This window comes from Agrococcus sp. UYP10, from assembly GCF_040547205.1.
Taxonomy (GTDB): domain Bacteria; phylum Actinomycetota; class Actinomycetes; order Actinomycetales; family Microbacteriaceae; genus Agrococcus; species Agrococcus jenensis.
Window position 1 is genome coordinate 1,247,198 of record NZ_JBEPPG010000001.1, and the last position, 25,403, is coordinate 1,272,600.

At 68.8% G+C, this 25,403-nt stretch carries 28 protein-coding genes; 9 read left to right on the forward strand and 19 right to left on the reverse strand.

What is annotated here, in order from left to right; genetic code table 11:
- Positions 1 to 74 precede the first annotated feature (74 nt).
- The 3 genes from ABIB37_RS06200 to ABIB37_RS06210 are packed head-to-tail and all read right to left on the reverse strand — an operon-like array spanning position 75 to position 2,719.
- Entirely contained in the window at positions 75 to 914 is an 840-nt protein-coding gene (locus ABIB37_RS06200; RefSeq protein WP_354258102.1) for a MetQ/NlpA family ABC transporter substrate-binding protein, read from the reverse strand.
- A gap of 9 nt (positions 915 to 923) precedes the next feature.
- A complete protein-coding gene (locus ABIB37_RS06205; protein WP_354258105.1) occupies positions 924 to 1,736 on the reverse strand; it encodes a methionine ABC transporter permease in 813 nt (270 codons plus the stop codon).
- Positions 1,733 to 2,719, reverse strand: a complete 987-nt coding sequence (locus ABIB37_RS06210) for a methionine ABC transporter ATP-binding protein (RefSeq protein WP_354258108.1) — start codon at positions 2,717 to 2,719, stop codon at positions 1,733 to 1,735. Before ABIB37_RS06210 ends, ABIB37_RS06205 begins: the two co-directional genes overlap by 4 nt.
- A gap of 187 nt (positions 2,720 to 2,906) precedes the next feature.
- Here ABIB37_RS06210 and ABIB37_RS06215 point away from each other — a divergent pair, with 187 nt between their 5' ends.
- Entirely contained in the window at positions 2,907 to 3,428 is a 522-nt protein-coding gene (locus tag ABIB37_RS06215; protein WP_354258110.1) for a hypothetical protein, read from the forward strand.
- A gap of 43 nt (positions 3,429 to 3,471) precedes the next feature.
- On the opposite strand, the gene ABIB37_RS06220 is transcribed toward ABIB37_RS06215, so the two are convergent.
- The 5 genes from ABIB37_RS06220 to ABIB37_RS06240 all read right to left on the reverse strand — a co-directional run bounded on the left by ABIB37_RS06220 (position 3,472) and on the right by ABIB37_RS06240 (position 9,643).
- The gene (locus ABIB37_RS06220; protein WP_354258113.1) at positions 3,472 to 4,572 is read right to left on the reverse strand and encodes a DNA-binding transcriptional response regulator; all 1,101 of its coding nucleotides are present in this window, start codon (positions 4,570 to 4,572) and stop codon (positions 3,472 to 3,474) included.
- On the reverse strand, positions 4,572 to 6,821 hold the full coding sequence (locus ABIB37_RS06225; RefSeq protein ID WP_354258116.1) for a sensor histidine kinase: 2,250 nt from the start codon (positions 6,819 to 6,821) through the stop codon (positions 4,572 to 4,574). Before ABIB37_RS06225 ends, ABIB37_RS06220 begins: the two co-directional genes overlap by 1 nt.
- A complete protein-coding gene (locus ABIB37_RS06230) occupies positions 6,818 to 8,638 on the reverse strand; it encodes a DNA cytosine methyltransferase (RefSeq protein ID WP_354258119.1) in 1,821 nt (606 codons plus the stop codon). The genes ABIB37_RS06225 and ABIB37_RS06230 overlap by 4 nt, the downstream gene beginning before the upstream one ends.
- Before the next feature lie 316 nt (positions 8,639 to 8,954).
- On the reverse strand, positions 8,955 to 9,164 hold the full coding sequence (locus tag ABIB37_RS06235) for a hypothetical protein (RefSeq protein WP_354258122.1): 210 nt from the start codon (positions 9,162 to 9,164) through the stop codon (positions 8,955 to 8,957).
- Positions 9,161 to 9,643: a LysR family transcriptional regulator gene (locus ABIB37_RS06240; protein WP_354258125.1), complete on the reverse strand. Its 483-nt coding sequence runs from the start codon at positions 9,641 to 9,643 to the stop codon at positions 9,161 to 9,163. Before ABIB37_RS06240 ends, ABIB37_RS06235 begins: the two co-directional genes overlap by 4 nt.
- 47 nt (positions 9,644 to 9,690) lie before the next feature.
- Here ABIB37_RS06240 and ABIB37_RS06245 point away from each other — a divergent pair, with 47 nt between their 5' ends.
- The 4 genes from ABIB37_RS06245 (at position 9,691) to ABIB37_RS06260 (ending at position 13,999) form a co-directional block, all read left to right on the forward strand.
- Complete coding sequence (locus tag ABIB37_RS06245; RefSeq protein WP_354258127.1) at positions 9,691 to 9,885, forward strand: hypothetical protein; 195 nt, start codon at positions 9,691 to 9,693, stop codon at positions 9,883 to 9,885.
- A 222-nt stretch (positions 9,886 to 10,107) separates the two neighbouring features.
- Positions 10,108 to 11,610 carry a SulP family inorganic anion transporter gene (locus tag ABIB37_RS06250; protein WP_354258129.1) on the forward strand — a complete coding sequence of 501 codons (1,503 nt, stop codon included), beginning with the start codon at positions 10,108 to 10,110 and terminating at the stop codon, positions 11,608 to 11,610.
- A 25-nt stretch (positions 11,611 to 11,635) separates the two neighbouring features.
- Positions 11,636 to 12,388: an SDR family NAD(P)-dependent oxidoreductase gene (locus ABIB37_RS06255; protein WP_354258132.1), complete on the forward strand. Its 753-nt coding sequence runs from the start codon at positions 11,636 to 11,638 to the stop codon at positions 12,386 to 12,388.
- 132 nt (positions 12,389 to 12,520) lie between these two features.
- On the forward strand, positions 12,521 to 13,999 hold the full coding sequence (locus ABIB37_RS06260) for an amino acid permease (RefSeq protein WP_354258133.1): 1,479 nt from the start codon (positions 12,521 to 12,523) through the stop codon (positions 13,997 to 13,999).
- Positions 14,000 to 14,064: 65 nt separating this feature from the next.
- Here ABIB37_RS06260 and ABIB37_RS06265 read toward each other — a convergent pair whose 3' ends face one another.
- The 6 genes from ABIB37_RS06265 to ABIB37_RS06290 form a co-directional block, all read right to left on the reverse strand.
- On the reverse strand, positions 14,065 to 14,775 hold the full coding sequence (locus tag ABIB37_RS06265; RefSeq protein WP_354258136.1) for a DUF4396 domain-containing protein: 711 nt from the start codon (positions 14,773 to 14,775) through the stop codon (positions 14,065 to 14,067).
- 57 nt (positions 14,776 to 14,832) lie between these two features.
- Positions 14,833 to 15,024 carry a helix-turn-helix transcriptional regulator gene (locus ABIB37_RS06270; protein WP_123696423.1) on the reverse strand — a complete coding sequence of 64 codons (192 nt, stop codon included), beginning with the start codon at positions 15,022 to 15,024 and terminating at the stop codon, positions 14,833 to 14,835.
- Positions 15,024 to 15,494 (reverse strand): hypothetical protein, encoded by a 471-nt coding sequence (locus ABIB37_RS06275; RefSeq protein WP_354258138.1) that lies wholly within the window; start codon positions 15,492 to 15,494, stop codon positions 15,024 to 15,026. The genes ABIB37_RS06270 and ABIB37_RS06275 overlap by 1 nt, the downstream gene beginning before the upstream one ends.
- A 163-nt stretch (positions 15,495 to 15,657) precedes the next feature.
- Positions 15,658 to 16,374, reverse strand: coding sequence for a GOLPH3/VPS74 family protein (locus ABIB37_RS06280; protein WP_354258141.1), 717 nt, complete (start codon positions 16,372 to 16,374; stop codon positions 15,658 to 15,660).
- Between the two features lie 31 nt (positions 16,375 to 16,405).
- On the reverse strand, positions 16,406 to 16,978 hold the full coding sequence (locus ABIB37_RS06285) for a small multidrug efflux protein (protein ID WP_354258144.1): 573 nt from the start codon (positions 16,976 to 16,978) through the stop codon (positions 16,406 to 16,408).
- A 152-nt stretch (positions 16,979 to 17,130) separates the two neighbouring features.
- Positions 17,131 to 17,901, reverse strand: coding sequence for a MerR family transcriptional regulator (locus tag ABIB37_RS06290; protein ID WP_354258146.1), 771 nt, complete (start codon positions 17,899 to 17,901; stop codon positions 17,131 to 17,133).
- 140 nt (positions 17,902 to 18,041) lie between these two features.
- On the opposite strand from ABIB37_RS06290, the gene ABIB37_RS06295 reads away from it, so the two are divergent.
- Positions 18,042 to 18,455 (forward strand): TIGR03618 family F420-dependent PPOX class oxidoreductase, encoded by a 414-nt coding sequence (locus tag ABIB37_RS06295; RefSeq protein ID WP_354258148.1) that lies wholly within the window; start codon positions 18,042 to 18,044, stop codon positions 18,453 to 18,455.
- A gap of 36 nt (positions 18,456 to 18,491) precedes the next feature.
- Here ABIB37_RS06295 and ABIB37_RS06300 read toward each other — a convergent pair whose 3' ends face one another.
- Entirely contained in the window at positions 18,492 to 18,704 is a 213-nt protein-coding gene (locus ABIB37_RS06300) for a hypothetical protein (RefSeq protein ID WP_354258150.1), read from the reverse strand.
- 290 nt (positions 18,705 to 18,994) lie between these two features.
- Here ABIB37_RS06300 and ABIB37_RS06305 point away from each other — a divergent pair, with 290 nt between their 5' ends.
- From ABIB37_RS06305 to ABIB37_RS06315, 3 genes are all read left to right on the forward strand, one after another.
- Positions 18,995 to 19,468 carry a transporter substrate-binding domain-containing protein gene (locus ABIB37_RS06305; RefSeq protein WP_354258152.1) on the forward strand — a complete coding sequence of 158 codons (474 nt, stop codon included), beginning with the start codon at positions 18,995 to 18,997 and terminating at the stop codon, positions 19,466 to 19,468.
- Positions 19,465 to 20,463 carry a cation efflux transmembrane domain-containing protein gene (locus tag ABIB37_RS06310; protein ID WP_354258155.1) on the forward strand — a complete coding sequence of 333 codons (999 nt, stop codon included), beginning with the start codon at positions 19,465 to 19,467 and terminating at the stop codon, positions 20,461 to 20,463. The genes ABIB37_RS06305 and ABIB37_RS06310 overlap by 4 nt, the downstream gene beginning before the upstream one ends.
- A gap of 179 nt (positions 20,464 to 20,642) precedes the next feature.
- A complete protein-coding gene (locus ABIB37_RS06315) occupies positions 20,643 to 21,326 on the forward strand; it encodes a DNA alkylation repair protein (RefSeq protein WP_354258158.1) in 684 nt (227 codons plus the stop codon).
- Positions 21,327 to 21,335: 9 nt separating this feature from the next.
- Here the strand turns inward: ABIB37_RS06315 and ABIB37_RS06320 are convergent, their stop codons facing one another.
- The 4 genes from ABIB37_RS06320 to ABIB37_RS06335 all read right to left on the reverse strand — a co-directional run bounded on the left by ABIB37_RS06320 (position 21,336) and on the right by ABIB37_RS06335 (position 25,389).
- Positions 21,336 to 21,866 carry a hypothetical protein gene (locus ABIB37_RS06320; RefSeq protein WP_354258161.1) on the reverse strand — a complete coding sequence of 177 codons (531 nt, stop codon included), beginning with the start codon at positions 21,864 to 21,866 and terminating at the stop codon, positions 21,336 to 21,338.
- 480 nt (positions 21,867 to 22,346) lie between these two features.
- The gene (locus ABIB37_RS06325) at positions 22,347 to 23,645 is read right to left on the reverse strand and encodes a M18 family aminopeptidase (RefSeq protein ID WP_354258163.1); all 1,299 of its coding nucleotides are present in this window, start codon (positions 23,643 to 23,645) and stop codon (positions 22,347 to 22,349) included.
- Positions 23,646 to 23,832: 187 nt separating this feature from the next.
- Positions 23,833 to 24,729, reverse strand: a complete 897-nt coding sequence (locus ABIB37_RS06330) for an SDR family oxidoreductase (RefSeq protein ID WP_354258166.1) — start codon at positions 24,727 to 24,729, stop codon at positions 23,833 to 23,835.
- A gap of 141 nt (positions 24,730 to 24,870) precedes the next feature.
- Complete coding sequence (locus ABIB37_RS06335; protein WP_354258169.1) at positions 24,871 to 25,389, reverse strand: LapA family protein; 519 nt, start codon at positions 25,387 to 25,389, stop codon at positions 24,871 to 24,873.
- Positions 25,390 to 25,403: the final 14 nt, after the last annotated feature.

The window sequence follows — 25,403 nt, forward strand, 5'->3', positions numbered from 1 at the left end:
ACGAGTGCGCCGCGTGCTCAGGGCACGCGGCGCACTCTCATTCCGGCTTGGGGTTCAGCCCGCCAGCGGTGCCGTCACTCGGTGCCGGGGACGATCAGGCCGCCCCACGTCTCCAGCATGTAGGCGTCCGTCTCCTCGCTCGTGAGCAGCTCGTACAGCGCCGCGACGCGCGGGTCGCTCTCGAGCTCGGGCGTGGTCGCGAGGATGTTGAAGTAGTCGGAGTCGTCGCCCTCGGTGAGGATCGCCTGGTCCTGCGTGAGGCCGGCCGGCAGCGCGAACGAGGCGGTGACGAAGACCGCGTCGTTGTCCGGGATCGCGAGCGGCAGCGTCGCGTTCTCGACCTCGGTGAACTGGAAGTTCGACGGGTTCTCGGTGATGCCGTCGAGGTTGGTCGCGCCCTCCTCGATGCTGATGAGGCCCTCGGCTGCGAGGATGCCGAGCGCACGGCCCTCGTTGGTCGGGTCGTTCGGGATGGCGATGGTCGCGCCCTCGCCGAGCTCGTCGATCGAGGTGAGCGACTCCGAGTAGAACGCGGCGGCCGGCAGGTAGACCTCGCCGACCGAGACGAGCGTGCCGCCAGCCTGCGAGTTGTACGTCTCCATGAACGTCGAGTTCTGGAAGAGGTTCGCCTCGGTCGAGCCGTCGGATAGCGCCGGGTTGGGCGTGTTGTAGTCGGTGAACTCGACCCACTCGATGTCGAGGCCCGCCTCGGCCGCGAGGTTCTCGTCGACCCAGGTGAGGATGTCGCCGGCCGGCACGGGCAGGGCACCCACGCGGATCGTGCCGAGCGAGCCGTCCTCGGATGCCGCGGGGGCAGCGACGTCAGGGGTGCTGGAGGAGCAGGCGGCGAGCGCGACGACGGCGACGCCGGCGGCGATGGTCGTCGCGACGCGACGGCGGAAGATGTTGGTCATGGAGGTTCCTTAGGAGGTGCTCGACGGAGGCGTCGGGCGGCGGGGGTCGGGGATCGTGAGGTCCACGTCGAGGTGGGCCTGCGCATCCGCCGTCACGTCCTTCTTGGGGCCGCGACGAGTGCTGGGCGCGCCGAGCTTTCGGGCGAGCGCGGTCAGCGCCCACTGGATGAGCTGCACGAGGGCGAAGAGGATGATGACGACGCCGATGATGTGGATGCTGCTGTAGCGCTGCATGCCGTAGGTCAGGGCGACGTTGCCGAGACCGCCGCCGCCGACGACGCCGACCATCGCCGAGAAGTTGATGATCGACGTGATGGTCGTGGCGGTGCCGAGCAGGATCGAGGGGGTCGCCTGCGGCAGCAGCACGCGGCGCACGAGCAGCCAGCGGGAGGCGCCGAGCGATTCCGCGGCCTCGAACAGGCCCGGGTCGACCTCGCGCACCGCGATCTCGACGACGCGCACGAAGAACGGGATCGCGATGAGCGTGAGCGGCACGATGGCCGGTCCGGTGCCGATGAACGAGCCCAGCAGCCAGCGGGTGAGCGGGATGAGCGCGATCATCAGCACGATGAACGGCACGGAGCGGCCGAGGTTGACGATGAAGCCGAGCAGCGCGTTGATGACGCGGCCGAGCGCGCGCGAGCCGAAGGGCGCCTCGAGGAAGCGGCCCTGCTCGGTGCCGACGAGGATGATGCCGAGCGGCAGGCCGACGACGAAGGTGATCGCCATCGCGATCGCCGTCATGTAGATGGTCTCCCACGTGCCCTCGAGGAGCACCGCGATGAGCTGCGGCCAGAAGGTGGGGGAGCTGACGTCGATCATGCGAGCACCTCCCAGGCGGTGACGCCCTGCGCCGTGAGGCTGTCGACGACCTGGCGGGCGGTGTGCTCGTCGCCGGGCACCGCGAGGCGCGTGCGGCCGGCCTGGTGACCGTTGATGGTCTCGAGCGCGGCGCCGAGAATCGAGACGTCGAGGCCGAAGTCGCGGGCGAGCTGCGCGATCACCGGACGGTCGGCGCTGAGGCCCGTGTAGGTGACGTCGACGATGCGGTGGCCCGGGATGCGGTGGGGCTCGCCGACCGGGAAGAGCTCGGCGGCGACCTGGCTGCCGGGCGTGCGGATGAGCTCATCGAGCCCGCCCTGCTCGATGACGCGGCCGGTCTCCATGAGGGCGGCCGCGTCACAGATGCGCTTGACGACCTCCATCTCGTGCGTGATGAGCAGCACGGTGAGGCCGAGCTCGCGGCTCAGGCGGCGGATGAGCTCGAGGATCGAGCGGGTCGTCTCGGGGTCGAGGGCGCTGGTGGCCTCATCGCTGAGCAGCACGTCGGGGCCGGATGCGAGCGCGCGGGCGATGCCGACGCGCTGGCGCTGACCGCCGGAGAGCTGGCTCGGGCGGTCGTCGGCGCGGTGCGCGAGGCCGACGAGGTCGAGCATGTCGAGCGCCTTGAGTCGGCGGTCCTTCTTCGCGGCGCCGGTCGCCTCGAGCGCGAACTCGACGTTCTGCGCGACCGTGCGGTTGCCGACCAGGTTGAAGTGCTGAAAGACCATGCCGATCTTGTGGCGCTCGTTGCGGAGCGCCTGGGCGCTGAGCGCGGTGACGTCGACGCCGTCGACGGTGACGCGGCCGGTGTCGGGCCGCTCCAGCGCGTTGACGGTCCTGAGGAGGGTCGACTTGCCAGCACCGGACTGCCCGACGACGCCGAAGATCTGCCCCTTGGCCACCCCGATGGAGACGTCGTCGAGCGCGACGACGGCGTCAGGGCCGTCGCCGAAGCGGCGGCTGACGTGCTCGATCGAGATCATGGAACTCCAAGCGGGGGCGCGGTCAGCGCCCGGGATGGGGGAGTGGTAGCCCGGCTGCGGCGGCGGACTGCCTTCTAGTGTCTCGTGGATCGGGGGAGGGTGCGAGCATGTGACGCCGTGTGACGGGTTCGCTCCTTGAGGAAAGCCCTCGGCTCGCATGTGTAAAGCTGCGCGGATGGATGGTTACATGCGGTTCGTACGGTCAAGGTTGTCGGCGCCGGAGTCGGCAGAGATCGAGGAAGTCGACGCGTTGGCAAGTGCGCTTCATGAATACCTCACTCAAAGCGTCGTTCATTTAGCACAGACTCACGTGCACGGTGCAGGAAGTTCGGCGATTCAAAGCCTCGTTGGAAAGCATTTGCTCTCGTCCGCCCAGTTCGAAACTGAATCGGTTGTACTTGCCGGGCCGTCGATCACAGCCCGACCACGAGCTGATTTTTACGGGCGACTAAGCCCGGGTCGAGGTATCGTCGTCGAGGTCGAGCGTGGTGGGGCAACCACCAACAATCACGACCTGAAAGACATCTGGAAAACGCACTTAGCGGAAAACGCGCACCATCTTTTCTTGATTGTACCGAAGGCGAACTTCAGAGCAGACGGCTCAGCGCGGGAGCGTCCTTACTCCGTCGTGGTGCGTCGGCTCGCTGCATTCTTCGGAGATCCGCGCCGAGAGATCGACGTGCTCACCGCGCACGTATTCGGCTACTAGGCGACGCAGGCGCTGACAGCTCGTCCAGGGATCGGCACACCAATCAGTGGCGCTGTTCGGTCGGCGCAGGCATGGCTCGCATGCTAAGGCGTTCTTTCACTAGGTCAGCGTCCATGTCGGGCACTCCGATTCGCCCACGGAAGTGACTATTCTGCACAAGCAGCGCTTCTGCGAATGGGCTCACGAGCGACGCGATGGGATCCATCGCAGCAAGCCTTTCGGCGGTCACCGACTGCACTCTCTCTAGATCGATGACGAGATCAGGGATGTCGCGAAATGCGGGGAGGTAGTGGTACCGACCGCTCGTCGCCGTGAGCACGTCCTTCTTCAGATCGTTCCACGCGCCTTTCGATTCGGTTTCTGCCCATCTGACATGCTTCGGATGCGCCTCGAGGCTGCGAGCGTTCGCGAGCAGCACGAACTCATACTTGTTCTGGGCTAGATCGCACGAGGGGGTGAGAACCACCCACCATTCATCGTCGATCGCGCGTACTACGTCGCCCGGGCCTCGAATCGCGGTAGCTGGCGGGTAAACGTATCTGTGGCTCGGATGTGCGGTCAGAGCATGGTCCCGGTCCTCGTCCAGGATGCGGGCGAGCCGGCTGATGAGAACGCGCGCGATGTTGGTTGATTCGGCGCCCGCCGTATATTCCTCCCAGTGCGGTGCCAACTCGGTCCACATATGACGGGTCAAGACGGCTGCAACGTCAGCTGCGATATCTGCGATGATTTCGACGGCGCCGCTCGCGATTGCCGATTTGATCGCCCCTGGGAGCTGATCCATGTCGTCCTTTTTCACTACGGCGACTAGAGGCTGCATTGCTTCATCCGCAACCGATTCTGGAAGCGCAGTCCAGAAGATCACCGGTGCGAAGCGCGCGGCTCTGATTTGTTGATAGATCGTGTGGCCCGCCGTCTCATCTTCCGGTGACGGTGTCGGCCCATCACGCCGGACGTCCAGCACAACCAGATCGCAAGACCCATCGCGCACGACGGCGAGACCCGCCTCGAAGTCGGTCTCGGTGCGCACCTCGACGTCGATGTCCGCCTCAACGTCAAAAGCGTCGGCAATCTCGCGCCGAGCGTCTTCGGCAAGGTCCGCATTGTCTTCGATGATGAGGATGCGCCACAAGGGATGGGTCATCAGCTCCGCCTTCTGAACGTGGCCTCAAAGGTAGCTCCTGGCAGGGGCCCGTCGTGGACGAGCACAAGTTCCCCCGCGTACACATCCCCAACCAGCAGCCCGGCGATGCTCAATCCCAGTCCCACTCCATCCGGCTTGCTGGAGAAGTATGGATCAAAAATAAGCTCTCGGAGCTCTGGGGCGACGCCCGGCCCGGAGTCGCTGACGATGAAGGTGAGTGAAGAGTCCTCGTTGACTCGAGCATCGACTAGCACCACGCGGTCTTGCCCTTGTGGACGGGTAGACGTCCAGAAGATGGCGTTTTGAACTAGATTCACTAGTACGGTGAGGAGCTCGGATTCATCGACCCGAGTTACATGATCGCATTCTCCAGCTATAAGCGTGACCCCAAGGTCGTCAGCTTCCATTTTCATGATCGTTATGACGTTAGCAATGGCATCGTGCACGCGCACCTCTTTCGGCCGACCACGCTTTCGCCCACCGAAAGGCTCGATCTGATTGAAGAGTGACGACAAGACGCCGGTCTGCAGCTCGGCTTTCTCGAGTGCCGCCCGAGCGGCGGACACTTTCTGCTGTTCCAGCAACGCATTGCTGTCGAGATCTCTGATTCCAAAGCGAGCAGCGTTCTTCAGTCGTGTGACAATAGTTCGACCGTCGTGCAGGACTCTATCCACCAACGAGCCAAGCGTGGCCAGCCTCGAGTACCGCGACAGTACTTGCTGCACCTCCGTGACTCCTTCTTGAATCTCGCGATCTTTAGCTTCAATGAGCGTGAGAACGCGGCGGGCGTTCGGTTGGTCGATGGAGAGCTCGGACTTGATCGCGCTCAAGTCGAACCGCGCGAACAAGCCGCCTTTATTCGCCGCGCCGGGAGTATTGTCGCTGCGGCGAGCGGCATAGCGTCGGACTTCGAGTTCATTGAGCGCCGCCTGAACTAACCGTTGCAGGTCAGAATATGCGGAACCCGCAAGCATCCCCTCGCGATTAGTTTGATCCCTAAGGTTACTATTGTCGTCCGCACCAATGAACACATGTCCAATTAACTGGTTGTTTGATAGTCGCCGGGTAGGGCTCTGAACTCTTCTCAAGTCCAGTCCCAGCCAGTCATCGCCCTTCTCTCCGAAGGGGAGGACGCGAAAGCCGTCCCGGTAGATACTGACGCCAGCGACATCGTCGAGGGCGTCGCGGAAGCGCTTTAACTCAATGGACGGACTGGAGGCGCCCGTCGAGGTCGAGCCTACAGTCCTAGCCAGCGCCTCCTTGTCTCGATCCCAGACGTTGAGCTCGAATTCAAATGGGCCGCAGCTGGGGCCACGCTGTTTGTGTTGCCAAAGGAGCTTGGAGCCGAGGTCTTCGTCCAGAGCAGGTTCTTGCTGCGAGTAGCGCATGGTCGCAACTCCGTCGGAGTCAACTGAGCCTGAAAGGCGGTAGTGCGGCGCTTGGAGGCCGTCCAGGGTGTCTACGGGCCCGGCTAAGACCTCGACGTCCTCCGGTGCGTCGGTCAGCTCGAGCACTACTCGGAAGGTCGCCGCCCCAGGCCCTGCTCCAGTTCCGGGCGAACTGGCCGTCGAGGCCAACGCTTTGGATGGCCGCGGTCGTATCAACCGCGCAAGCGCGGTTCGGAGTTCTAAAAAGTCGTCGCGGGACCACGCGTGGCTCAGATGGTCCATTCTGAGCACGGTTCCCCGGTCACGATGCCACTTGCCGGTTGTTGCCGCCTCAAAGATCTCGGTCGCTGCCCCACCGCGGTCGAAGATTGCGGTCGCCCCTACCTCCCATGCAACTTCAATCTCATCCAGATAGGCATCCGCTCTATCGAACTGCCGCCAATCGATGAGCAAGCTAACTTCGATTGAGTTGATGCGCTTGCTTGTCATCATCAATTCATGACTCAGCCGGGCTGCAGCGAGTCGACCGATGCCCTTCTCGCCGAGCATCCGACGGCCAGCATCACTAACTGAGCGTTTGCGCTTCACATCTGTCGCAATATCCAACCAAGAACCTTGAAGGGTCTCCACGTCCATCCCGTGGCCATCGTCCCAGACTTCGATTCGCCCACTCGACGGGTCTTGCGGCCTAACAAACCGCACGATCACTACGCTCGCGTCCGCATCGAACGAATTCTTGACCAACTCCAGCAGAGCGACCTTGTCGCTACTGATTAGGTCATCTCCGAGTGTCCGGAGTAGGCGCGCCCGTGGTCTGAGCGCGCCAGTCCCCGACGGGTGCTCGTTGACAGTGGCAGTCATGCGTGCTCCATCGGCTGAAGGGACGACTCAGGCGCCTTAACGAACGCTCGCGCTTCCGAAAGATTAATGGTCCGAATCGCGCACATCCTAAGCGCAGCGTGCGGCCCACGCCCGACTAGTTGAGCCAGCGCGACCTTGATGTCGGTGTAGAGTCCGGTCTGAGCATCCGGAAGCTCCATTAACATGGCGACGACTGAGGCAACTCGTTTGCTTAGAATCAGTTCGTCACGCCCTTGTAGAACAGCGAAATTCTGCAGTTGAGCTTTCCCCATCATCTTTTCCACTTCAGTTGGCCAGGAGTCTTCATCCTTGCCCTGAAGGAGCGCTCGGAGCTCCCTGATCGAATGGCGACGTGTGGCACTCAGTGCTTGCACGTCGATGTGAGACAACATCTTTGGGTTGAGCTTCAATACTCCACGAAGCGGTTCCATCATCGCGCGGGCGAGGGCGACGGGGAGCCGGTGGACCTCGAGAAGCGCAGCAACTGCAGCAGCGGCAGGAGTCATCTCTGGGCCCGGGTAGAGCCACCATTCTGAACGGCGTGCGCGGGCTCCCCAATCGGCGAGGCGTGAACGCATGAGGGGCAGGCGCGCGGTCTCGATTTTCGGCGCCGCAGAGCAGGCAAGCGACTGCGCGACAGCGCGACCGAGGATTGGAGGGACGGCGTTGCCTATCTGACGGAAAGCGTCACTCCGCGTGCCTGAAAAGCGGAACCCGTCCGGGAACGTTTGGATACGCGCCGCTTCTCGGACGGTGAGCGTGCGGTGTTCGGCTGGGTGGATATACCAATACCCATCCTTCGCGATATGTGCGGTGATAGTGCGACTCAGCTGGTCCCAGTCCAGCCGCTTGTACTTGTCATTGAAGGTGTCGGACCGATAACGCTTGAGGCGCTCAGGCAGGTCGGAGTATAGCGTCGTCGATGTCATCATCGCGAACGCTTCGCGGTCGTCTTCCCTGACAGGTCGCGTCATGTGATCGAAGACGACGCCCGAGTCTGCTTGTCCCCGAAGCTCCCGAGCGAGTGCGCCCTCGGGCGTGCCCGGGTAGTGCATTTCTCTAGAGCCAGTCGTCAGCTCAAGCGGCGGCAAGTCGCCGATGGCGTCACGAACTGTCGGACCCGAGCGGTCCAGACGAGGCCAGGTTGGAACCACACCGTCTCTCCTCGCCTGAAGGATGAATCGCTTCCGATGTTGAGGCACGCCGTGGCGCCATGCGTCGAGGAGTCGGTAGTCGACGACGTAGCCGGAATCTTCAAGGAGACTTGCGATCTCTCTTACGACAACGAGGTCGTCGCCAATAGCCATGTCGGGAACGTTCTCCATCAGCACGGCGCGGGGACGTAGCGCCAAGGCAACGTCTATAAACGAACGCCAGAGCTGCATCCGAGCGTCGACCGGGTCGCGGACGCCCTCGGTGATCAGACTCCTAATTTTTGCCCGACCCGCTCGACTAAACGGCTGGCAAGGGGGCCCGCCCGCGACCAAGTCGATGGGCAGGAGGCGCAGTTTGTCAACGAGGTCGGCAACCTGCAGCGGATCCGCCATATCGATGTCAAGCGCCTTGCCGGGGAAATTCGCACGGTGAGTTGCGAGCGCTTCACGGTCATTGTCGACTGCAGCGACCACGGTCCAGCCAGCGGACTCGATGCCTAGACCAAGCCCCCCTGCGCCGGAGAATAGGTCGACCGCCAGCGGTCGACCCGCGGCGCGCTGTGTGTTGCACCATGCGAGAAAGCCTTCGTCGCTGGGCGCGCTGGGGTGAGGGTCCAAGACCAGCGGTGCCGAGCGCTCGAGCTTTACGGCGTATGAGACCACGCGTGAGCACCCTCCGTGACAAATGCCTCGTCAGTCTAGACGGCTTACGGATGTGACCGAACGAGCGACACCCTGTCAGGGGGTGCCCAGGTTAGCCTTCCGCCGCCGGTGATGGTTCGCACCCCGGCGGGGTGGATGCGGATTCTGGCAGAGCGATCTCTGCAGACGGCCAGTGCTCGAACTCGCTCGCCGCACCGTGCGTGCCGAACGGGTCCGGTCAGCCGCGGTCTTGTTGCGAGCCTTCGCCCCGCGGCAGGACTGTTTACCTCACACGAGGGCCGGCCGCCTCGAGCTGCCTAGAAGCGTAGGTGAAGAGTCATACCAGGTCCGGCGCGCCGATGATGCCGTAGAGGTCCTTCGAGTCCTCAGGCTCGGTGACGAGGTCGATCGCCTGCGAGAAGCGCGTCGCCGCCGTCGCCTTCTGCACGTAGCGCAGCGCCGTGAAGTCCTCGATCGCGAAGCCGACCGAGTCGAACACGGTGACCTCCTCGGTCGAGATGCGACCCGGCTCCGCGCCGGTGATCACCCGCAGAGCTCCGTCACGGGGAAGTCGGCCGGCAGCTTCTGGATCTCGCCCTCGATGCGCGTCTGCGGCGTGTGCTCGACGAAGACGCGGATGCGGCGCACGATCTCGACGTCGAGCTCCGTCTTGCCGGGGCAGTCGCCGCCGATCGCGTTGATGTGCACGCCGGCCGGCACCTCGTCGACCCGCTGCACGGTCGCGTTCGTCTTGTCCGCCGTGGTGCGCTTCTGCTCGGCGTCGCGCTGCATCGCGTGCCACTCGCCGAGCATCCGCCGAGCGTGGTCGAGCAGCTCGAAACCGGCACCGGTCAGAGCGACACCGCCGGCACGTCTCGTGAAGAGGTCCACGCCCAGCTCGGCCTCGATCTTCTGGATCCGCTTGGTCAACGCCGGCTGGGCCATGCGCAAGCGCACGGCCGTCCTGTTGAAGTGCAGCTCCTCGGCGAGGACCACGAGGCATTTCAGATCGCGGACGTCGAGCATGGGCCCAGTCTGGCCCGGCTCAGCGCCGCGGCGCGTAGCCTCGGAGGATGGACGAGACGACGATCACGCCGGTGGAGCTGTCGCGGGAGCTGGGGCTCGATCGCAAGGGGAAGCAGATCCGGGGGTTCCTGCGGAACCCGGTCGACGGTCGGGGACCCTTCGAGGGGCACGAGATCGGGACCGAGTGGCACCTGACTGTGGCGCAGGCCGACCGGATTCGGGAGCACTTCCGGAAGGGGTGAGTGGTCTCGATACGCGGCCGGCTTCGCCGGCTGCTACTCGACCAGCGTGGGGGAGCGGCTGCTATTAGAGCAGCGTGTGGAGCGGCCGCGCTACTCGACCGGCACGGAAGTAGGATCGGCGGGTCGGGCTCTCCGGCGTCTCCCCGCCGTGAGGCGTCCTAATACGCGCGGCGCCGCGCATTCGATCTGCGATGCGCATGAGCGCACACCCGAGGAGCCTTCATGGCCATCACCACCCCGACGCGCGAGCGCTATCGCGACGACCCGTCCGTGCTGACGGTGCTCAAGAGCCCGCGGCTGCTGACACGTGAGGCGCTCGCCGGGCTCGTCGTCGCGCTCGCGCTCATCCCCGAGGCCATCTCGTTCTCGATCATCGCCGGCGTCGACCCGCGCGTCGGGCTCTTCTCGAGCTTCGTGATGGCCGTGACGATCGCGTTCGTCGGCGGCCGCCCCGCCATGATCAGCGCAGCGACCGGCGCCGTCGCGCTCGTGATCGCGCCGATGATGCGCGACCACGGCTTCGACTACTTCATCGCCACCGTGCTGCTCGCCGGCGTCATGCAGATCGCGCTCGCGCTGCTCGGCGTCGCCCGGCTCATGCGCTTCATCCCGCGCAGCGTGATGGTCGGGTTCGTCAACGCGCTCGCGATCCTCGTGCTCATCGCGCAGCTGCCGCACCTGTTCGGCGTGCCGTGGCTCGTCTACCCGCTGGTCGTCGTCGGCGTCGCGGTGATCGTGCTGATCCCGCGCCTGCAGAAGGTCGTGCCGTCGCCGCTCATCGCGGTCGCGCTGCTGACCTCCGCCGTGCTCGTCTTCGGCTGGTTGGTGCCGAACGTCGGCGACCAGGGCGAGCTGCCCCGCAGCCTGCCCGAGTTCTTCGTGCCGCAGGTGCCGCTCACCCTCGAGACGCTCGGCATCATCGCGCCGACCGCGTTCGCGATGGCGCTCGTCGGCCTCATGGAGTCGCTCCTCACCGCCAAGCTCGTCGACGACATCACCGACACCCGCTCGAACAAGACGCGCGAGTCGTGGGGCCAGGGCGTCGCCAACCTGCTCTCGGGCGTGTTCGGCGGCATGGGCGGCTGCGCCGTCATCGGCCAGACGATGATCAACGTGAAGGTCTCCGGCGCCCGCTCGCGCGTCTCCACCTTCCTCGCCGGCGTCTTCGTGCTCGTGCTCGTCGTGGCGCTCGGCGACGTCGTCGCGCTCATCCCGATGGCGGCGCTCGTCGCCGTCATGATCATGGTCGTCGTCAGCACCTTCGACTGGCACAGCATCCGCCCGTCGACGCTGAAGCGGATGCCGCGCTCCGAGACGCTCGTCATGGTCGTCACCGTCGTGGTCGTCGTCATCACGCACAACCTCGCGATCGGCGTGATCGTCGGCGTCATCACCGCGATGGTGCTCTTCGCCCGCCGGGTCGCGCACTTCCAGACGGTGACCCGCACGGTGACGGATGCGACGGCCCACTACGCCGTCGAGGGTGAGCTCTTCTGGGCCTCGTCGAACGACCTCACGACGCAGTTCTCCTACACGGAGGACCCGGCGCACGTCGTGATCGACCTCTCCCGCTCGCACATCTGGGACGCCTCCACCGTCGCCGCGCTCGACGCGATCGAGACGAAGTACGCGCGACTCGGGAAGACGGTGGAGCTGCGTGGGCTCAACGCGGCGAGCACCGGCATGCGCGAGCGGCTGACTGGGCAGCTCGGCGCCGAGAGCTGACGCAGCCCCGACGTAGGCTGGCGGCGTGTCAGCAGAGCAGTCGCGCGTCGCGCTCGTCACCGGCGCGACTTCGGGCATCGGCGTCGAGATCGCCCGCCGGCTCGTCGAGGACGGCCTCCGCGTCGTCATCAGCGGCCGCTCACGAGCGCGGGGTGAGGCGGTCGCGGCCGACATCGGCGCTCGCTTCATCGCCGCCGACCTGACCGCGCCGGGGGCCGCCGACGAGCTCGTCGCCGCGACCGTCGCGGCCGAGGGCCGGCTCGACGTGCTCGTCAACAACGCCGCCATCGACCACACCGGCTGGCTGCTCGACACCCCCGCCGAAGAGGTCCGCACCACGTTCGAGACCAACGTCTTCGCCGCGATCGCCTGCCTGCAGGCGGCAGGCAGGGCGATGCGCGACGCCGGCCGCGGCGGCTCGATCATCAACATCACGTCGCGCCTCGCGAGCATCGGCGTGCCGACGATGAGCGTCTACAGCGCGAGCAAGGGCGCGATGCTCGCGCTCACGACCGCGGCCGCCGTCGAGCTCGCGCCGCACGACATCCGGGTGAACGCTGTGGCGCCCGGGATGACGCGCACGCCGCTCTACGAATCGTGGGTCGCGTCGCAGGACGACCCTGCCGCCACCGAGCAGCGCGTCGCCGCAGCGATCCCGCTGCAGCGCATCGCGACGCCGCAGGATGTGGCCGCTGCCGTCGCGTTCCTGGCGAGCCCGGGCGCGGCCTACATCACCGGCACGTCCATCCCTGTGGACGGTGGCTACCTGGCGCAATAGGAGGAATCGTCACCATTCGCGATGTTTCAGCCTCGTGACGTATCTCCGATCGCGCTCGATCGGATGCGTACGATCAGGTGTCGCCGCGGCTCCTGCTGCTCGCGGCTCACCCGCAGCAGAAGGAGCGCTCACGTGGCACGCGATCCCATCCCCGGCTCGAGCGCGAGCTCGCCGTACGACAACCCCGTCTCGCCGGAGACCTCCGCCGGTCAGATCGTCGGCAAGAAGCTGAAGTCGCGGCACGTCACGATGATCGCCCTCGGCGGCATCATCGGTGCGAGCCTCTTCGTCGGCTCGGCCAACATCATCATCGCGGCCGGCCCCGCGGCGACGCTCTCGTACCTCGCGGGCGGCATGATCGTCTTCCTCGCCATGCGGATGCTCGGCGAGATGGCCGCTGCGCGCCCGGCCGTCGGCTCCTTCATGGAGTACGCGCGCGTCGGCCTCGGCGACTGGGCGGCCTACATCGTCGGCTGGCTCTACTGGTACTTCTGGGTCGGCGTCATCGCCTACGAGGCCGTCGTCGGCGGCGGCATGATCGCCGAGTGGTTCCCCGCCGTGCCCGCATGGGTCGGCTCGCTCGTGCTGCTGGCGATCTTCGTCACGACCAACCTCGTGTCGCTGCGCTCCTTCGGCGAGACCGAGTTCTGGCTCGCGAGCATCAAGGTCGTCGCGATCGTCGTATTCCTCGCTGCCGGCCTGCTCTTCGCGTTCGGGCTGTGGCCCGGATCCTCGATCTCGATCCCGAACCTCTGGGAGCACGGCGGCTTCATGCCCAACGGCTTCGGCGTCGTCATCTCGTCGATCGCGCTCGTGCTCTTCGCCTACTTCGGCGCGGAGATCGCCGTCATGGCGGCGGCCGAGTCGGAGGACCCGGCCAAGGGCATCCGCCAGGCGGCCAACACCGTCATCTGGCGCGTGATGCTCTTCTACGTCGGCGCGGTGCTCGTCATCGTGACGGTCGTCCCCTGGAACGAGCTGCCCCCGCCCGACGAGATCGCGCCGTTCGCCTACGTCTTCAGCCTGCTCGGCATCCCCGGGGCCGAGGCGATCATGACGCTCGTCATCTTCACCGCCGTCATCTCAGTGCTGAACTCCGGCACCTACTCCGCGTCGCGGATGTTCGCCGCGCTGTCCGAGCAGCGGCTCGCCCCGGCGATCATGTCGAAGCGCTCGAAGCGGGGCGTGCCCGTGTTCGCGGTGCTCGCGTCCACCGCCGGCGGCCTGGTCGCGACGCTGGTCAACTTCATCGCGCCGAGCTCGGGCATCTACGACTTCATCATGAACTCCACCGGCCTCGTGGCGCTCTTCGTCTTCGTCTTCATCGCGGTGACGCAGTGGCGGCTGCGCCTCGCCATGACGCCGGAGCAGCGCGCGGCGCTCACGCTCAAGGTGTGGATGTTCCCCGTGCTCAACGTGCTGCTCATCGCGGCGGCGATCGGCATCGTCTTCATCATGCTCGGCACGGAGTCGGGCCGCGCGCAGGTGCTGACGAGCTTCATCGCCGTCGGCGCGCTCGCCATCTTCTGGCCGATCGTGCGCAAGAACCTGCGCCGTGCACGGGCCGAGGGCGTGATCGAGCCGGAGCCGGAGCCGACTCCGATCGGCTGATCGGCTGACGGGACAAGAGGGGGAGGGGCGGATGCCCTTCCCCCTCTTGTCGTTAGGGCGTGGCCCTACCCGTGCGTGCCCATCCCGCCGCCGAGCGTCGCGGCAGCCGCCACGAGCAGGCCGCCGAGCATGAAGCTCACGATGACGCCGACGAGGAAGCCGGACGACAGGTCCGGGATGAAGCGGCGGGCGCCCACCGCCGGCTGGGCGCCGTGGTGGTACTGGTGGGTGAGCGCGTGCCCCTTCCCGCGCTGCAGCAGCACGCGGTTGACGGGATAGGCGGCGAAGAACGCGACGGTGAGCGCGATCATCATCCCGATCCAGAAGACGGGGTTGACGAGCCCCGCGTCCATGGCTCCCGGGATCAGCGCCATCACGCCGTTGTCGACGAGCTCCATGGTCGCGATCGAGAGCGTGTCCGCAGCGAGCACGACACCCAGGGCGGTGCCGAGCGAGAGGCCGGCCTTGAGGAGCGGCAGGGTCGAGAGCGCGTAGCCGAAGAGGAACGCCAGGCCCACCGCGAGCACGACGGTCCACAGTGACGACAAGCCGATCGCGGTGCCGATGACGAGCCCCAGGATCTCGCCGATCGCGCATCCGGTCAGGCAGTGGAGCGTCGCGCTGGCCGCCATCCGGTTGATGCCGCCCGCTCCGCCACCGGCGTGCTCGTGCTCGTGGCTCGCCTCGCTCGAGGCGACGTGCTCCCCGTGGTGCTCCGCGTGGGGCTCACCGGCGTGCTCCCCGTGGTGCTGTCCGTGGTCGTGATCCATCGCCATGTCGGTACGGTCGCACCTGCGGGAGCGCGCGTCAACGCGCCGGGGGCCGGATGCGCGTCACTCGGGCGAGAACAGATCCTCGATGCGGCACTCGAAGACCGCGGCCAGCCGGAACGCCACGGGCAGCGACGGGTCGAAGCGACCCTTCTCGATCGAGATGACCGTCTGGCGCGAGACGCCCAGCTCGTCGGCCAATCGCTGCTGCGACCAGCCGCGCGCCTGGCGCCGCTCCGGCAGCGCGTTGCGCATCAGGCGCCCGCGCGCTTCGCGAGCAGGTAGCGCACGGCGAAGTCCAGGGCGATGAGCACCGCGAGCCCGAGCAGCAGCATGCCGGTGTCGACCTGCACGCGGGTGATCGAGAAGACCGCGGCGGCGAGGCCCACCGTGACGAAGACGTCGAGGAAGGCGCTGCGGGCTGCGGAGTCGTACCAGGCGGACTCGACCGAGTCCTCGGGGCGTTCCACCGCATCCGGCAGGCTCGAGCGGTCGACGAGCACGGCCCACGCGAGCGCGGCCGCGACGGGCAGGGTGACGAGTGCCATCACGGTGAACCGGAGGCCCGCATCGCCCGGCTCGCCCAGCAGCGCGAAGCCGGCGCCGAGTCCGGCGGCCAGCGCAGCTCCGATGAGCACCGAGACCAGGATCAGGGCGGCGCTGCCTCCGCCGAAGCGTGCGCGGCCGAAGCGCGCGGGGGTGCGGGACGAGGAGGAGCTGGTCACGGGGTGCCTTCCGGAGGAGCGGTCGATGTCAAGGTCGCTTGACTGGTCCTGTCAGCGTAGAGAAAAGTGACCTTGACAGTCAAGCGTGCTTGACGTCACCCTGTTCAGGGCGGCCCCGCGCGCGGACGTGCCGCCGGTGACCTCGTCGAGTCGAGGTGGCGCGCTACGCGCGCGGCAGCACCGCTGCGGCCACGACCACGTTGTTCACGACGATCGCCGTCATGGTGCGCGCGACCGCGTGCGCGGCGGCATCCGCGCCCCAGTCGCCCTGCTCGAGCTGCTTCGCGCGCTCGATCACCGGGGTGCCCCACGGGATCTCGCGGTGGAGCTGCGGCAGCGCGCCGCTCGCCGACACCAGCGCGGCGAGCGCGGCGATCCGCGGCGTCGGATCGGCCCCGTCCACGAGCACAGCGCGCACGTCCGCGAGCAGCGCGGCGCGACGGTCGCCGCCGTCGCCCAGCAGCACATCCGTCGTGAACAGGCCGAGCGACCTGCGCTGCTCGCGCTGGATGTCGCCGCGCTCGACGAGGCGCTCCAGCACCGGTGCGCGCAGGGTCGGACCGATGGCGGCGAGCACCGTCTGGACGCCGCGAGGTCGCTGCGCCATGTACTCCCACGCCGTGCGCAGCAGGGCGTCCGCGGGAGGGTTGGCGGCCACCGCGCCGACGCGAGCGGCTCGCGTCGCCTCCTCTGCGCGGACGTGCTCGCCGAGCGCGAGCTCGGCCAGCACCGCGCCCGCGAGCGCGTAGAAGAGCGTGCCCTCGGCGGCGATGTGGCCGGTGTCGGAGCGCCCTCCGGATCCTGGCTGGAACAGCAGCAGCATCAGGTCTTCGGCGAGGGTCGGGTCGACGGGCTGGTCCGGATCGTCCGCGGTGTGCATGCGAGTTCCTCTCGGGGTCGGTGTGGATGCGTCAGGCCAGCAGCGCCGAGACGGCGAGCCAGGCGGCGACGGTGGTGAGCGTGGTCCAGAGCACGATCGCGATGGCCTGCCACAGCAGCACCCAGCCGCGGGGCACGCCAGAGGCGACGAGCGTCGCGGCGGTGAAGTGCGTGGGGATCGCGAGCGGCCCGAGCAGGCTCGCGCCCGGCACGCCGAAGCGCACGAGCCAGCGCTTGAGGCGCTGCTTGCCCTTGGACTCCGGCTTCGCCGGCCCATCGGGTTGGTCGGCCTCGAGGGTCATGACGGCGCCGGCCTCGCCGCCGGCGGACGTGGCGCCGGATCGAGCGCCGCGCCGCGCCGTCAGCGTCTCCCGCGTGCGGGAGGTGAGCATGACGACGGCGAGCACGGCGAGCAGGTTGCCGGTCGCGGCGGCGATGCCCGCCACGATGGGATGGATGCCGCCGATGATGCCGATCGGCGAACCGCCCTCACCCTCGATGAAGGGGATCATGCCGGCGAGCATGACGATGAAGGGCTGCAGCAGCTCGGGCACGGCGGCCACGAGCTCCTGGAAGCCGATGACGAGGTCTTCGATCGGGTTCACGGTGCTCCTTGGGTGAGATCAGGCGCCGAGATCTCGGCGCGTGACCCAGTAGGCACTGTGTTCCCACCACAGGGTCAAGCGCGCCCGCGGCGGTGCGCCCGCAGTTGAGCGCTCGACATGTCGCAGGGCGGTGAGCGAGGTGCGGGCGGCGTTCAGGAGCCGGGCTCGTCCTCCGCGTCTCCGTCCGCCGGGTCGGCCTGCTGCAGCCGCGATCGCGCGATCGCGTCGCTGCGGGCGAGCGCGTCGAGCTGCGCCGGGTTGTAGAGCTCGACGACGGCGCTGACGAAGGCCTCCGTCGTGGCCTCGGCGCTGCGCCGCGACCGGGCGACGGGATCGAGCACCCAGGGGTAGTCGCGCATGTGCTGCTCCATGGCCGGGGCGAGCGCCTCGGCGACGCGCTGGCGGGTCGCGTCGTCAGCATCCGGCCCCAGCGCATTGAACGCCGCCTCCGCGGTGTCACCGACCTCGGCCTCGACCATGCGGCGCAGATCCGCGAGGGCGTCCTCGTCGTAGAGCTGCGCGTAGAGGTGCAGCATCGAGCTGTCGGCGGACGACAGCTGCGCGGAGACCGACTCGAAGCCGCGCGGGCCGTCGGCGGGGCCGTTGCCCCGAAGGATGGCCGCGATGTCCTGGCGCGCCCGCTGCAGCTGCTCGATCTGCTCGGCGAGGTGCGCGTCGACCGCGAGCAGTGCCTCAGGCGTGCGCTCGACCTCGCTGCTGATGCCCGAGATCTGCGCGAGCGGGACACCGAGGTCGACGAGGCGCCGGATGCGCAGCAGCCGCACCACGTGCTGCACGCCGTACTGCTTGTAGCCGTTGACGGTGCGCTCCGGCAGCTCGAGCAGCCCGAGCCGGTGGTAGTGCCGGACGGTGTTGACGGTCGTGCCGGTGAGGTCGGCGAGCTGGCGCGTGCTCCAGGCCATCGGATGCCTCCCTCGCAGGTGCTGGCTCGACCCTACTCACCGGTGCGCAGGGCGGCGTCCACGCCCGGCCGAGGCGCGCTCGCTAGCCTGGCTCGCGCGGGCGGGACGCGCCGCGCGCTGTGACGAGGGGACCGCATCCGATGCAGGCATGGACCGACATCGCCCACCACTTCTCGACGACCGCCGTCGCGCACCTCGCGACGCTCGAGCCGGATGGCGCACCGCAGGTCGTGCCGCTCTGGATCGACCGGCACGGCGACGACGAGCTCGTCTTCTTCACGATCGCCGGCTCGCGCAAGGACCGGAACATCGGCCGCGATCCGCGGGTCGCCGTCTCGATCACCGCGCCGGACGACGCCTACGTGATGGCCACGGTGCGCGGTGATGTCACCGCTCGCATCGACGGCGAGGAGGGGATGGCGATCGTCGACCGGCTCTCGGTGAAGTACACGGGGGAGCCGTACGCGGAGCGGGAGGGCTTCGTCGCGTTCGTCATCCGTCCGCGGAAGTGGTCCGCGGTCGACTACGGAGCCGCTGACGCGACGGCGAGCTAGCGGCCGCGGGCTCCCTGCTGCTCGTGGGCGTCGTGCTCAGCCCACGCGCTGCGAGATGAGGCAGCGCTCGCAGCCGTTGGCGCGCCCGTAGAACGCGGTCGCGAGGCGCACGGCGCTCGCACCCCCGTCGTGGGGGCCCAGCTCTCGCCGGTCCGCCTCGTCGGGCAGGCAGCTCCAGATGGTGGCGCGGTCATGGACCTGGTGGTCGCCGTGCTCGTCGGCGCGCCGGTTGACGACGTAGTGGGGCATCGGGGGCTCCTTCGCTGTGGATGCGGACTCCTTGGCTCGACGCTCGCCGGTCGGCCGGGTGCTCGTCCAGCGCTCGGGTGCACTGCTTGAGGAACGCTTGGACGCTGCAGAAGAGGCAAGCGAACGCTGTGTGCAAACGGTGTCCGGCATGAAGGCCGAGGGCCTCGGCTCGCGGTAGTGCGGCCGCTCCATCGCACCGCCCGGCCCGTCCGCCGCGCGCCGCCCGCGCTCCAGCATTCGCCATGCGAACGCGCAGAGTGCATGCACGCTGCTTCGCTATCGTCGGCCGCATGCGGAGGGCATGGGGAGCAGGGGTCGCGGTGGTCGTGACGGCGGTGCTGCTGACGGGATGCGCGACCGTGCCCACCGATCCCGACGGCACGCTCGAGCGCGTCCAGGGCGGGGTGCTGCGCGTCGGCGTCACCGAGAATGCGCCGTGGGTCGAGCTGAGCGACGGCGGCGACCCGTCGGGCACCGAGCCGGCGCTCATCCTCGAGTTCGCGGAGCGGCTCGACGCCGAGGTCGAGTGGACGCCGGGCAGCGAGGCGACGCTCGCGGAGGCGCTCGAGGCGGGCGAGCTCGACCTCGTCATCGGCGGCTTCGTCGAGGACACGCCCTGGACGGAGTTCGGCGCCTCCACCCGCCCCTACGTCGAGACCGGCACCGCCGAGGGGAACGACAAGCACGTGATGCTCGCCCCGCTCGGCGAGAACGCCTTCCTCGTCGAGCTCGAGAGCTTCCTCGACGAGGAGGCCGTCTCGTGAACCCGCGCTTCGGCCGCACCGAGCTGCCCGAGCGCCAGGCGAAGGCGCTCCGCAAGGCAATCCGATTCGAGTGGTGCACGCTCGCGTTCCTCGCGGTCGCGATCACGATGGTCTACCTCGTGATGGGCAGCTCGCAGGCGATGAAGGCCGCCTGGATCGAGGACCTGCTCTCGCTCGCTCCGCCGATCGCGTTCCTGCTCGCGGTGCGGCTCGTGAACAAGACGCCGAACCAGAAGTACCCCTACGGCTACCACCGGTCGGTCGGGGTCGCGCACCTGGTCGCGGGCGTCGCGCTCTTCACGATGGGTGCGTTCCTCATCTACGACTCGGCGACGGGGCTCATCACCGCCGAGCATCCGCCGATCGGCTCGGTCGTGCTGTTCGGGCAGACCGTCTGGCTCGGCTGGCTGATGATGGGCGCGATGGCGCTCACCATCCCGCTGCCCATCTACTTCGGTCGGGTCAAGATGCGGCTCGCCGAGGAGCTGCACGACAAGGTGCTGTACGCCGACGCCGACATGAACAAGGCCGACTGGATGACCGCGGCCGGCTCGATCGTCGGCGTCGCGGGCATCGGGCTCGGGCTCTGGTGGACCGATGCGGCGGCCGCGCTCTTCATCGCCGCGAGCATCCTCTCGGACGGCTTCAAGAACATGAAGGCGGCCATCACCGACCTCATGGACACCCGGGCGACCACCTTCGACGACGGCCGGCCGCATCCGGATGCGGCGAAGGTCGACGCCTACCTCGAGAGCCTGCCGTGGGTGGCGCGAGCCGGCTCCAGGGTGCGCGACCAGGGGCACGTCTTCCACGTCGAGGCGTTCGTCGTGCCGCACCGGGGCATGATGCCGACGCTCACCGACCTGCTCGACGCGCGCGACGGCTGCATCGACCTGGACTGGAAGGTGCAGGACATCGTGCTCGTGCCGATCGACGAGCTGCCGGAGGAGGTCGGCGGGCCCGACCGCAGTCGGCAGTCGGAGCGGAACCGGTAGGGCGTCAGTGGTGGCGACGCCGCGCGGGGCTTCGCCGGGCTGAGGCAAGGCGCAGCATTGTGCAACAGGCTGTTGCACAGACGGCTCGTCGATGACGACGCGGCACGGACCGTGCCGCGCGTGCCCGAGCGGCGCCGCCGCATCCGCTCCTAGGCTGAGCGGGACACGAGGAGGCCGTGATGTCGGAGACCGTGCCGGAACTGCTCGCGGAGCTCGCCGCGCTCGACGACCCGCGCGCCCGCGAGGTGAACGAGCGCCATGGCGACGACCATGGCGTCAACCTCGGCAAGCTGCGCGCGATCGCGAAGCGGTTGAAGACGCAGCACGAGCTCGCGCTCGAGCTGTGGGCGACGGACGAGACCGCCGCGCGGCTGCTCGCGCTGCTCATCTGCCGGCCGAAGGCCTACGCGCGCGACGAGCTCGACCGCATGCTGCGCGAGGCGCGCGCGCCGAAGGTGCACGACTGGCTCGTGAACTACGTCGTGAAGAAGCACCCGGAGGCCGAGGCGCTGCGGCTGTGGTGGGTCGACGACGCGGATCCGGTGGTGGCGAGCGCCGGATGGGCGCTGACGAGCGAGCGGGTCGCGAAGCGGCCAGAGGGGCTCGACCTCGACGTGCTGCTCGACACGGTCGAGGCCGAGATGCGCGACGCACCGGACCGGCTGCAGTGGGCGATGAACACCTGCCTCGCGACGATCGGCATCTCGCACCCCGAGCACCGCGCGCGGGCGATCGCGATCGGCGAGCGGCTCGAGGTGCTGAAGGACTACCCGACGCCGCCGAACTGCACGTCGCCGTTCGCGCCGATCTGGATCGAAGAGATCGTGCGGCGGCAGGACGCGGTCGCGCTGCAGGTCGGCTGAGCAGCGAGCTCAGCAGATGGGCCGATCGGCTCCGGGTGTGCCGCGGTGCTCGGCCCGACGCAGCGCCCGCATCGACGAGGCCGCGTGGCGCAGCCGACCGCCGGCATACGGCACGCCGCCGGCCGCCCGCCAGGCGAGGGCGACCCACGCGGTGATCGCCCGCTCCGCGACCCACGCCGGCGCCCAGAGCGCTACGGTCGGCGCGAACACCTGCCGCCCGCCGGCGACCCGCCGTCCACGCTCGGCGACCATGACGGCGGCAGCCGCCCAGACGAGGTAGCCGCCAGGCGCACGGGCCTGCAGCAGCAGGGCGGGCAGCAGCGCGAGCTCGGCCGCGAGCCGCCAGGGCTGCGCCTGCGAGTCGTACGCCTGCCGCACACGCTGCGACCGGAAGTGCCGCGCACTCGGCGGCCGGCGTTCGACGAAGAGGTCCTTCGCCCGCTCGACCGTCCCGCCGCGCGCGGCGACGGTGCGCAGCAGCTCGAGGTTCTCGAACAGCACGTCGCCGCGGTAGCCGCCGGCGGCGAGTGCTCGCCGCACGGCGACCGTGCCGGCGTAGTCCGCGCCGAGCGCCCGGTTGAGCAGCGACCTCGCCGTGTCCCAGCGCGCGTGCCACGGCAGCGGGCGGAAGTGGTCTGCGGCATGACGATGGCGGCGCGGTCCAGCCGGCGCACGACGTCCGCGGGGCCGCGCTCGTCGTAGCGGGCGTCGTCGTCGGCGATCACGATGCGGTCGCGTCGGGTCGCCCGGATGCCGGTCAGCACCCCCGCCACCTTGCCGTTCGGGCACGGCGGCCCCTCCGGCGGGATGTGGCGCACGAGCCCGGACCACGCCGCGTCGTGCTCGGCGAACACCGGCGGGTCCGAGCCGTCGACGACCACGACATCCGCCCATTGGCTCAGGCGCGCGAGGTAGGCGGTCAGCTCGGGCAGCTCGCGGTGGGACGTCGCGGCGTCCCAGCGCAGCGGGAGGATGTAGTCGACCCGCATGCGCCGCTCGCTCCCGGTCCGCGTCGGGCGGTCAGTCCGCCGCGGTGAAGAACGTGCCCGCCACCGCCCGGAGGTCGTGGAGGTCGCTCACGCCGGCGAGCTCGCGCGCCGAGTGCATCGACAGGATCGGGATGCCGACGTCGACCGTGCGGATGCCGAGCCGCGTCGCCGTGATCGGCCCGATCGTCGAGCCGCACGGCACCGCGTTGTTCGACACGAACGGCTGGCTCGTCACGCCCGCCTGCTCGCACCACGCCTGCCAGGCGGCGGCGCCCGCGCCGTCGGTCGCGTAGCGCTGGTTCGCGTTGATCTTCAGGATCGGGCCGGAGCCGAGCACCGGCTGCACGCGGGGATCGTGCTTCTCGGCGTAGTTCGGATGCACCGAGTGGCCGACGTCGCTCGAGACGCACCACGACGCCGCGAGCGCGCGCATCCGCTCCTCGCGGCTCGCGCCGAGCGCGAGGCCGATGCGCTCGAGGACGTCCTCGAGGAACGGGCCGGCCGCGCCGGAGCGAGTCGCCGAGCCGATCTCCTCGTGGTCGAACACCGCGAGCACCGGGATGTGCGCCGCATCGAACCCCTCGGCGGCAGCGGCGAGCGCGACCGTGCCGGCGTGGACGCTCGCGAGGTCGTCGAACCGCCCGGCGGCGAAGAAGGCGTCGTCCTTGCCGAACACCGCGCCCCGCGCGCTGTCGGCCGTGACGAGGTCGAACCCGCGGATCCGGGCGACGTCGACGCCGCTCGACGCGGCGACCTCGGCGAGCAGATCGGCCGACTCGGGCGACCCGAGCCCCCAGACCGGCTGTGTGTGCGCCTGCTTGTCGAGCGTCAGGCCGTCGTTGGCGCCGCGGTCGAGGTGGATGGCCAGCTGCGGGAGCCGGAGCAGCGGTCCGGAGTCGGCGAGCACGTGGCTGCCGTCGTCGAGCACGAGCCGACCGGCGAGGCGCAGCTCGCGGTCGAGCCAGGAGTTGAGCAGCGGCCCGCCGTAGACCTCGACGCCCGCCTGCAGCCAGCCGAGCCGGCCGGTGGTCGGCTGCGGCTTGAGCTTGAAGGCGGGGGAGTCGCTGTGCGCCCCGAACACCCGCACGGGCGTCGTGGCGCTCGCGGAGGCGGGCACGATCCAGGCGATGACGGCGCCGTCGCGCACCACCAGGTAGCGGCCGGCGGCCTCCGGCCACGCATCCGCCTCGTCGAGCGCCGTGAAGCCGGCGTCCTGCAGGCGGCTGGCCACCTCGGCGGCCGCGTGGTAGCTCGACGGCGACGCATCGACGAACGATGCGAGATCGTCGGCGTGGGCGCGGGCGGTGTCGGACGCGGATGCTGCGGGCACGAAGGGACCTCCTGGGCGACGGGCTCCGATCGTATCGAGCGCTCGCCGCGCTCGCCCCGGGCAGCGCGCCGCCGAACGACCGCGTGCTGTCGATCTCAACGGAGCGCTTGGGAGCGCGAGGCGATAGTGCCCTCGCGCGACCACCCGCTCCGTTGAGATCACAGGCAGCGGGCGGGGCGGAGGGTGGTCAGCGGACGGCGACGGATGCGCGGATGTAGTCGGAGGCCGTGCGCGGCTCGATGCCTGCCGCGCGGAGCGGGGCGTCGTCGGCCGTGCTCGGGTGGGTGTCGCTGAAGAGCGCCATGGCGAGCATCGACGCGAGTGCCGGCTTCATGTTCCACAGCGCCCGCGTCGCGACGTCGAGCACCCCGCGGGGCACGTGCCGCACGCGCAGCTCCCGCCCGGCCGCCGCGGCGAAGGCGGCGACCACCTCGTTGCGGGTGAGCGCCTCCGGCCCGCCCACCTCGACCACCTTCGGCGGGTCGTCGACGGTCGCGAGGTGCGCGCACAGCGCCGCGAGGTCGTCGGCCGCGATGTAGCGGTGCGCGGCCTGCCCGCGCCCATAGACGACGGCCTTGCCGTTGCCCGGGTCGATGCCTGAGAGCGGCTCGAGCCAGATCTCCATGAGCATGTCGCTGCGCACCACGACGCTCCGCATCGGCGACGCCGCGAGCGCCTGCTCGGCGTGCCACTTCGCCTCGGTGAGCGGCGCGAGGCGTTCGAGCCCGCGACCCATCCCGGTCGCCGAGACGAACACGAAGCGCTGCACGCCCGCCTCGCTCGCTGCCCGGATGAGATCGAGGTTGCCGGCGAGGTCGACATCCGCGATCGTGAGGTCCTTGTCGCCGTCGAGGATGCGGCTGATCGCGTTCGCCGAGGTGACGACCGTGTCGACGCCCGCGAGCGCGGCGCGCACGCTCGTCGGGCCGCGGAGGTCGCCGCGCGCGATCGTGACGCCGGATGCCTGCAGTGCCGACGCATCCGTGTCCGGGCGGACGAACGCGCGCACCGGCTGCTCCGCCTCGACGAGGTGCTCGACGATCCGGCTGCCCAGCAGCCCCGTGGCTCCGCACACCAGGATCATGACGGCTCCCTCTGCGCCGGAGCCGGTCGTGCTCACGACCCGCCGCAGCCCCGACGGTGTGCGCCGAACGCTACTCCGGCGCGCGACCGCTGGACAGGCGAGTCTTCTGCAACTCTGCTGGACCTGCGCCGAGAGCCCGCGCTAGCGGATCGCGCGCTTGATGGTCTCGCGCTCCTTCTCGAGCTTCCGCACGCGACGGCTCAGCTTGAAGAGGCGCACGGAGCCGAGCAGCGCGGCGATGAGCACGCCCGCGATCGCCGCGAAGAGCATCGCGACACCGAGCGGCAGGTTGAACTGTAAGCCGAAGTAGGCGAAGTCGGCGGGCACGTTGTTCTGCAGGATGAAGATGAGCAGCAGCACGAGGATGAGCGTGCCGAGGATGAGCGCGATCCACGTGCCGCCGGTGACGCCCTGCCGCTGGTGCGAGTCGAGCGAGGGGTCGAGCGTGATGCGCTTCGGCTCGACGGCGGTCGGCGCGGCCTGGGTCGTCGAATCCTGCGTCGTCGTGTCGTGCGTCGTCGCGCTGCGGTCGCTCGAGGTGTCGGATGCGGTCGCTCCGTCGCGGTGCGCGCGATCGTCGAGTCGCTCGGTCTCGGCGCGAGCGGGCGTGCCGTCGGCGTCGACGCGACGCGCGGCGTTGGGGTCGTCGTACTGGGACATGACGCTCTCCTTGC

What these genes read in the sequence shown, in the direction of transcription:
- ABIB37_RS06200 (WP_354258102.1), bottom strand. Translation starts at nt 914, where the DNA reads ATGACCAACATCTTCCGCCGTCGCGTCGCGACGACCATCGCCGCCGGC.
- ABIB37_RS06205 (WP_354258105.1), bottom strand. Translation starts at nt 1,736, where the DNA reads ATGATCGACGTCAGCTCCCCCACCTTCTGGCCGCAGCTCATCGCGGTG.
- ABIB37_RS06210 (WP_354258108.1), bottom strand. Translation starts at nt 2,719, where the DNA reads ATGATCTCGATCGAGCACGTCAGCCGCCGCTTCGGCGACGGCCCTGAC.
- ABIB37_RS06215 (WP_354258110.1), top strand. Translation starts at nt 2,907, where the DNA reads ATGCGGTTCGTACGGTCAAGGTTGTCGGCGCCGGAGTCGGCAGAGATC.
- ABIB37_RS06220 (WP_354258113.1), bottom strand. Translation starts at nt 4,572, where the DNA reads ATGACCCATCCCTTGTGGCGCATCCTCATCATCGAAGACAATGCGGAC.
- ABIB37_RS06225 (WP_354258116.1), bottom strand. Translation starts at nt 6,821, where the DNA reads ATGACTGCCACTGTCAACGAGCACCCGTCGGGGACTGGCGCGCTCAGA.
- ABIB37_RS06240 (WP_354258125.1), bottom strand. Translation starts at nt 9,643, where the DNA reads ATGCTCGACGTCCGCGATCTGAAATGCCTCGTGGTCCTCGCCGAGGAG.
- ABIB37_RS06245 (WP_354258127.1), top strand. Translation starts at nt 9,691, where the DNA reads ATGGACGAGACGACGATCACGCCGGTGGAGCTGTCGCGGGAGCTGGGG.
- ABIB37_RS06250 (WP_354258129.1), top strand. Translation starts at nt 10,108, where the DNA reads ATGGCCATCACCACCCCGACGCGCGAGCGCTATCGCGACGACCCGTCC.
- ABIB37_RS06265 (WP_354258136.1), bottom strand. Translation starts at nt 14,775, where the DNA reads ATGGCGATGGATCACGACCACGGACAGCACCACGGGGAGCACGCCGGT.
- ABIB37_RS06270 (WP_123696423.1), bottom strand. Translation starts at nt 15,024, where the DNA reads ATGCGCAACGCGCTGCCGGAGCGGCGCCAGGCGCGCGGCTGGTCGCAG.
- ABIB37_RS06280 (WP_354258141.1), bottom strand. Translation starts at nt 16,374, where the DNA reads ATGCACACCGCGGACGATCCGGACCAGCCCGTCGACCCGACCCTCGCC.
- ABIB37_RS06290 (WP_354258146.1), bottom strand. Translation starts at nt 17,901, where the DNA reads ATGGCCTGGAGCACGCGCCAGCTCGCCGACCTCACCGGCACGACCGTC.
- ABIB37_RS06295 (WP_354258148.1), top strand. Translation starts at nt 18,042, where the DNA reads ATGCAGGCATGGACCGACATCGCCCACCACTTCTCGACGACCGCCGTC.
- ABIB37_RS06300 (WP_354258150.1), bottom strand. Translation starts at nt 18,704, where the DNA reads ATGCCCCACTACGTCGTCAACCGGCGCGCCGACGAGCACGGCGACCAC.
- ABIB37_RS06305 (WP_354258152.1), top strand. Translation starts at nt 18,995, where the DNA reads ATGCGGAGGGCATGGGGAGCAGGGGTCGCGGTGGTCGTGACGGCGGTG.
- ABIB37_RS06315 (WP_354258158.1), top strand. Translation starts at nt 20,643, where the DNA reads ATGTCGGAGACCGTGCCGGAACTGCTCGCGGAGCTCGCCGCGCTCGAC.
- ABIB37_RS06330 (WP_354258166.1), bottom strand. Translation starts at nt 24,729, where the DNA reads ATGATCCTGGTGTGCGGAGCCACGGGGCTGCTGGGCAGCCGGATCGTC.
- ABIB37_RS06335 (WP_354258169.1), bottom strand. Translation starts at nt 25,389, where the DNA reads ATGTCCCAGTACGACGACCCCAACGCCGCGCGTCGCGTCGACGCCGAC.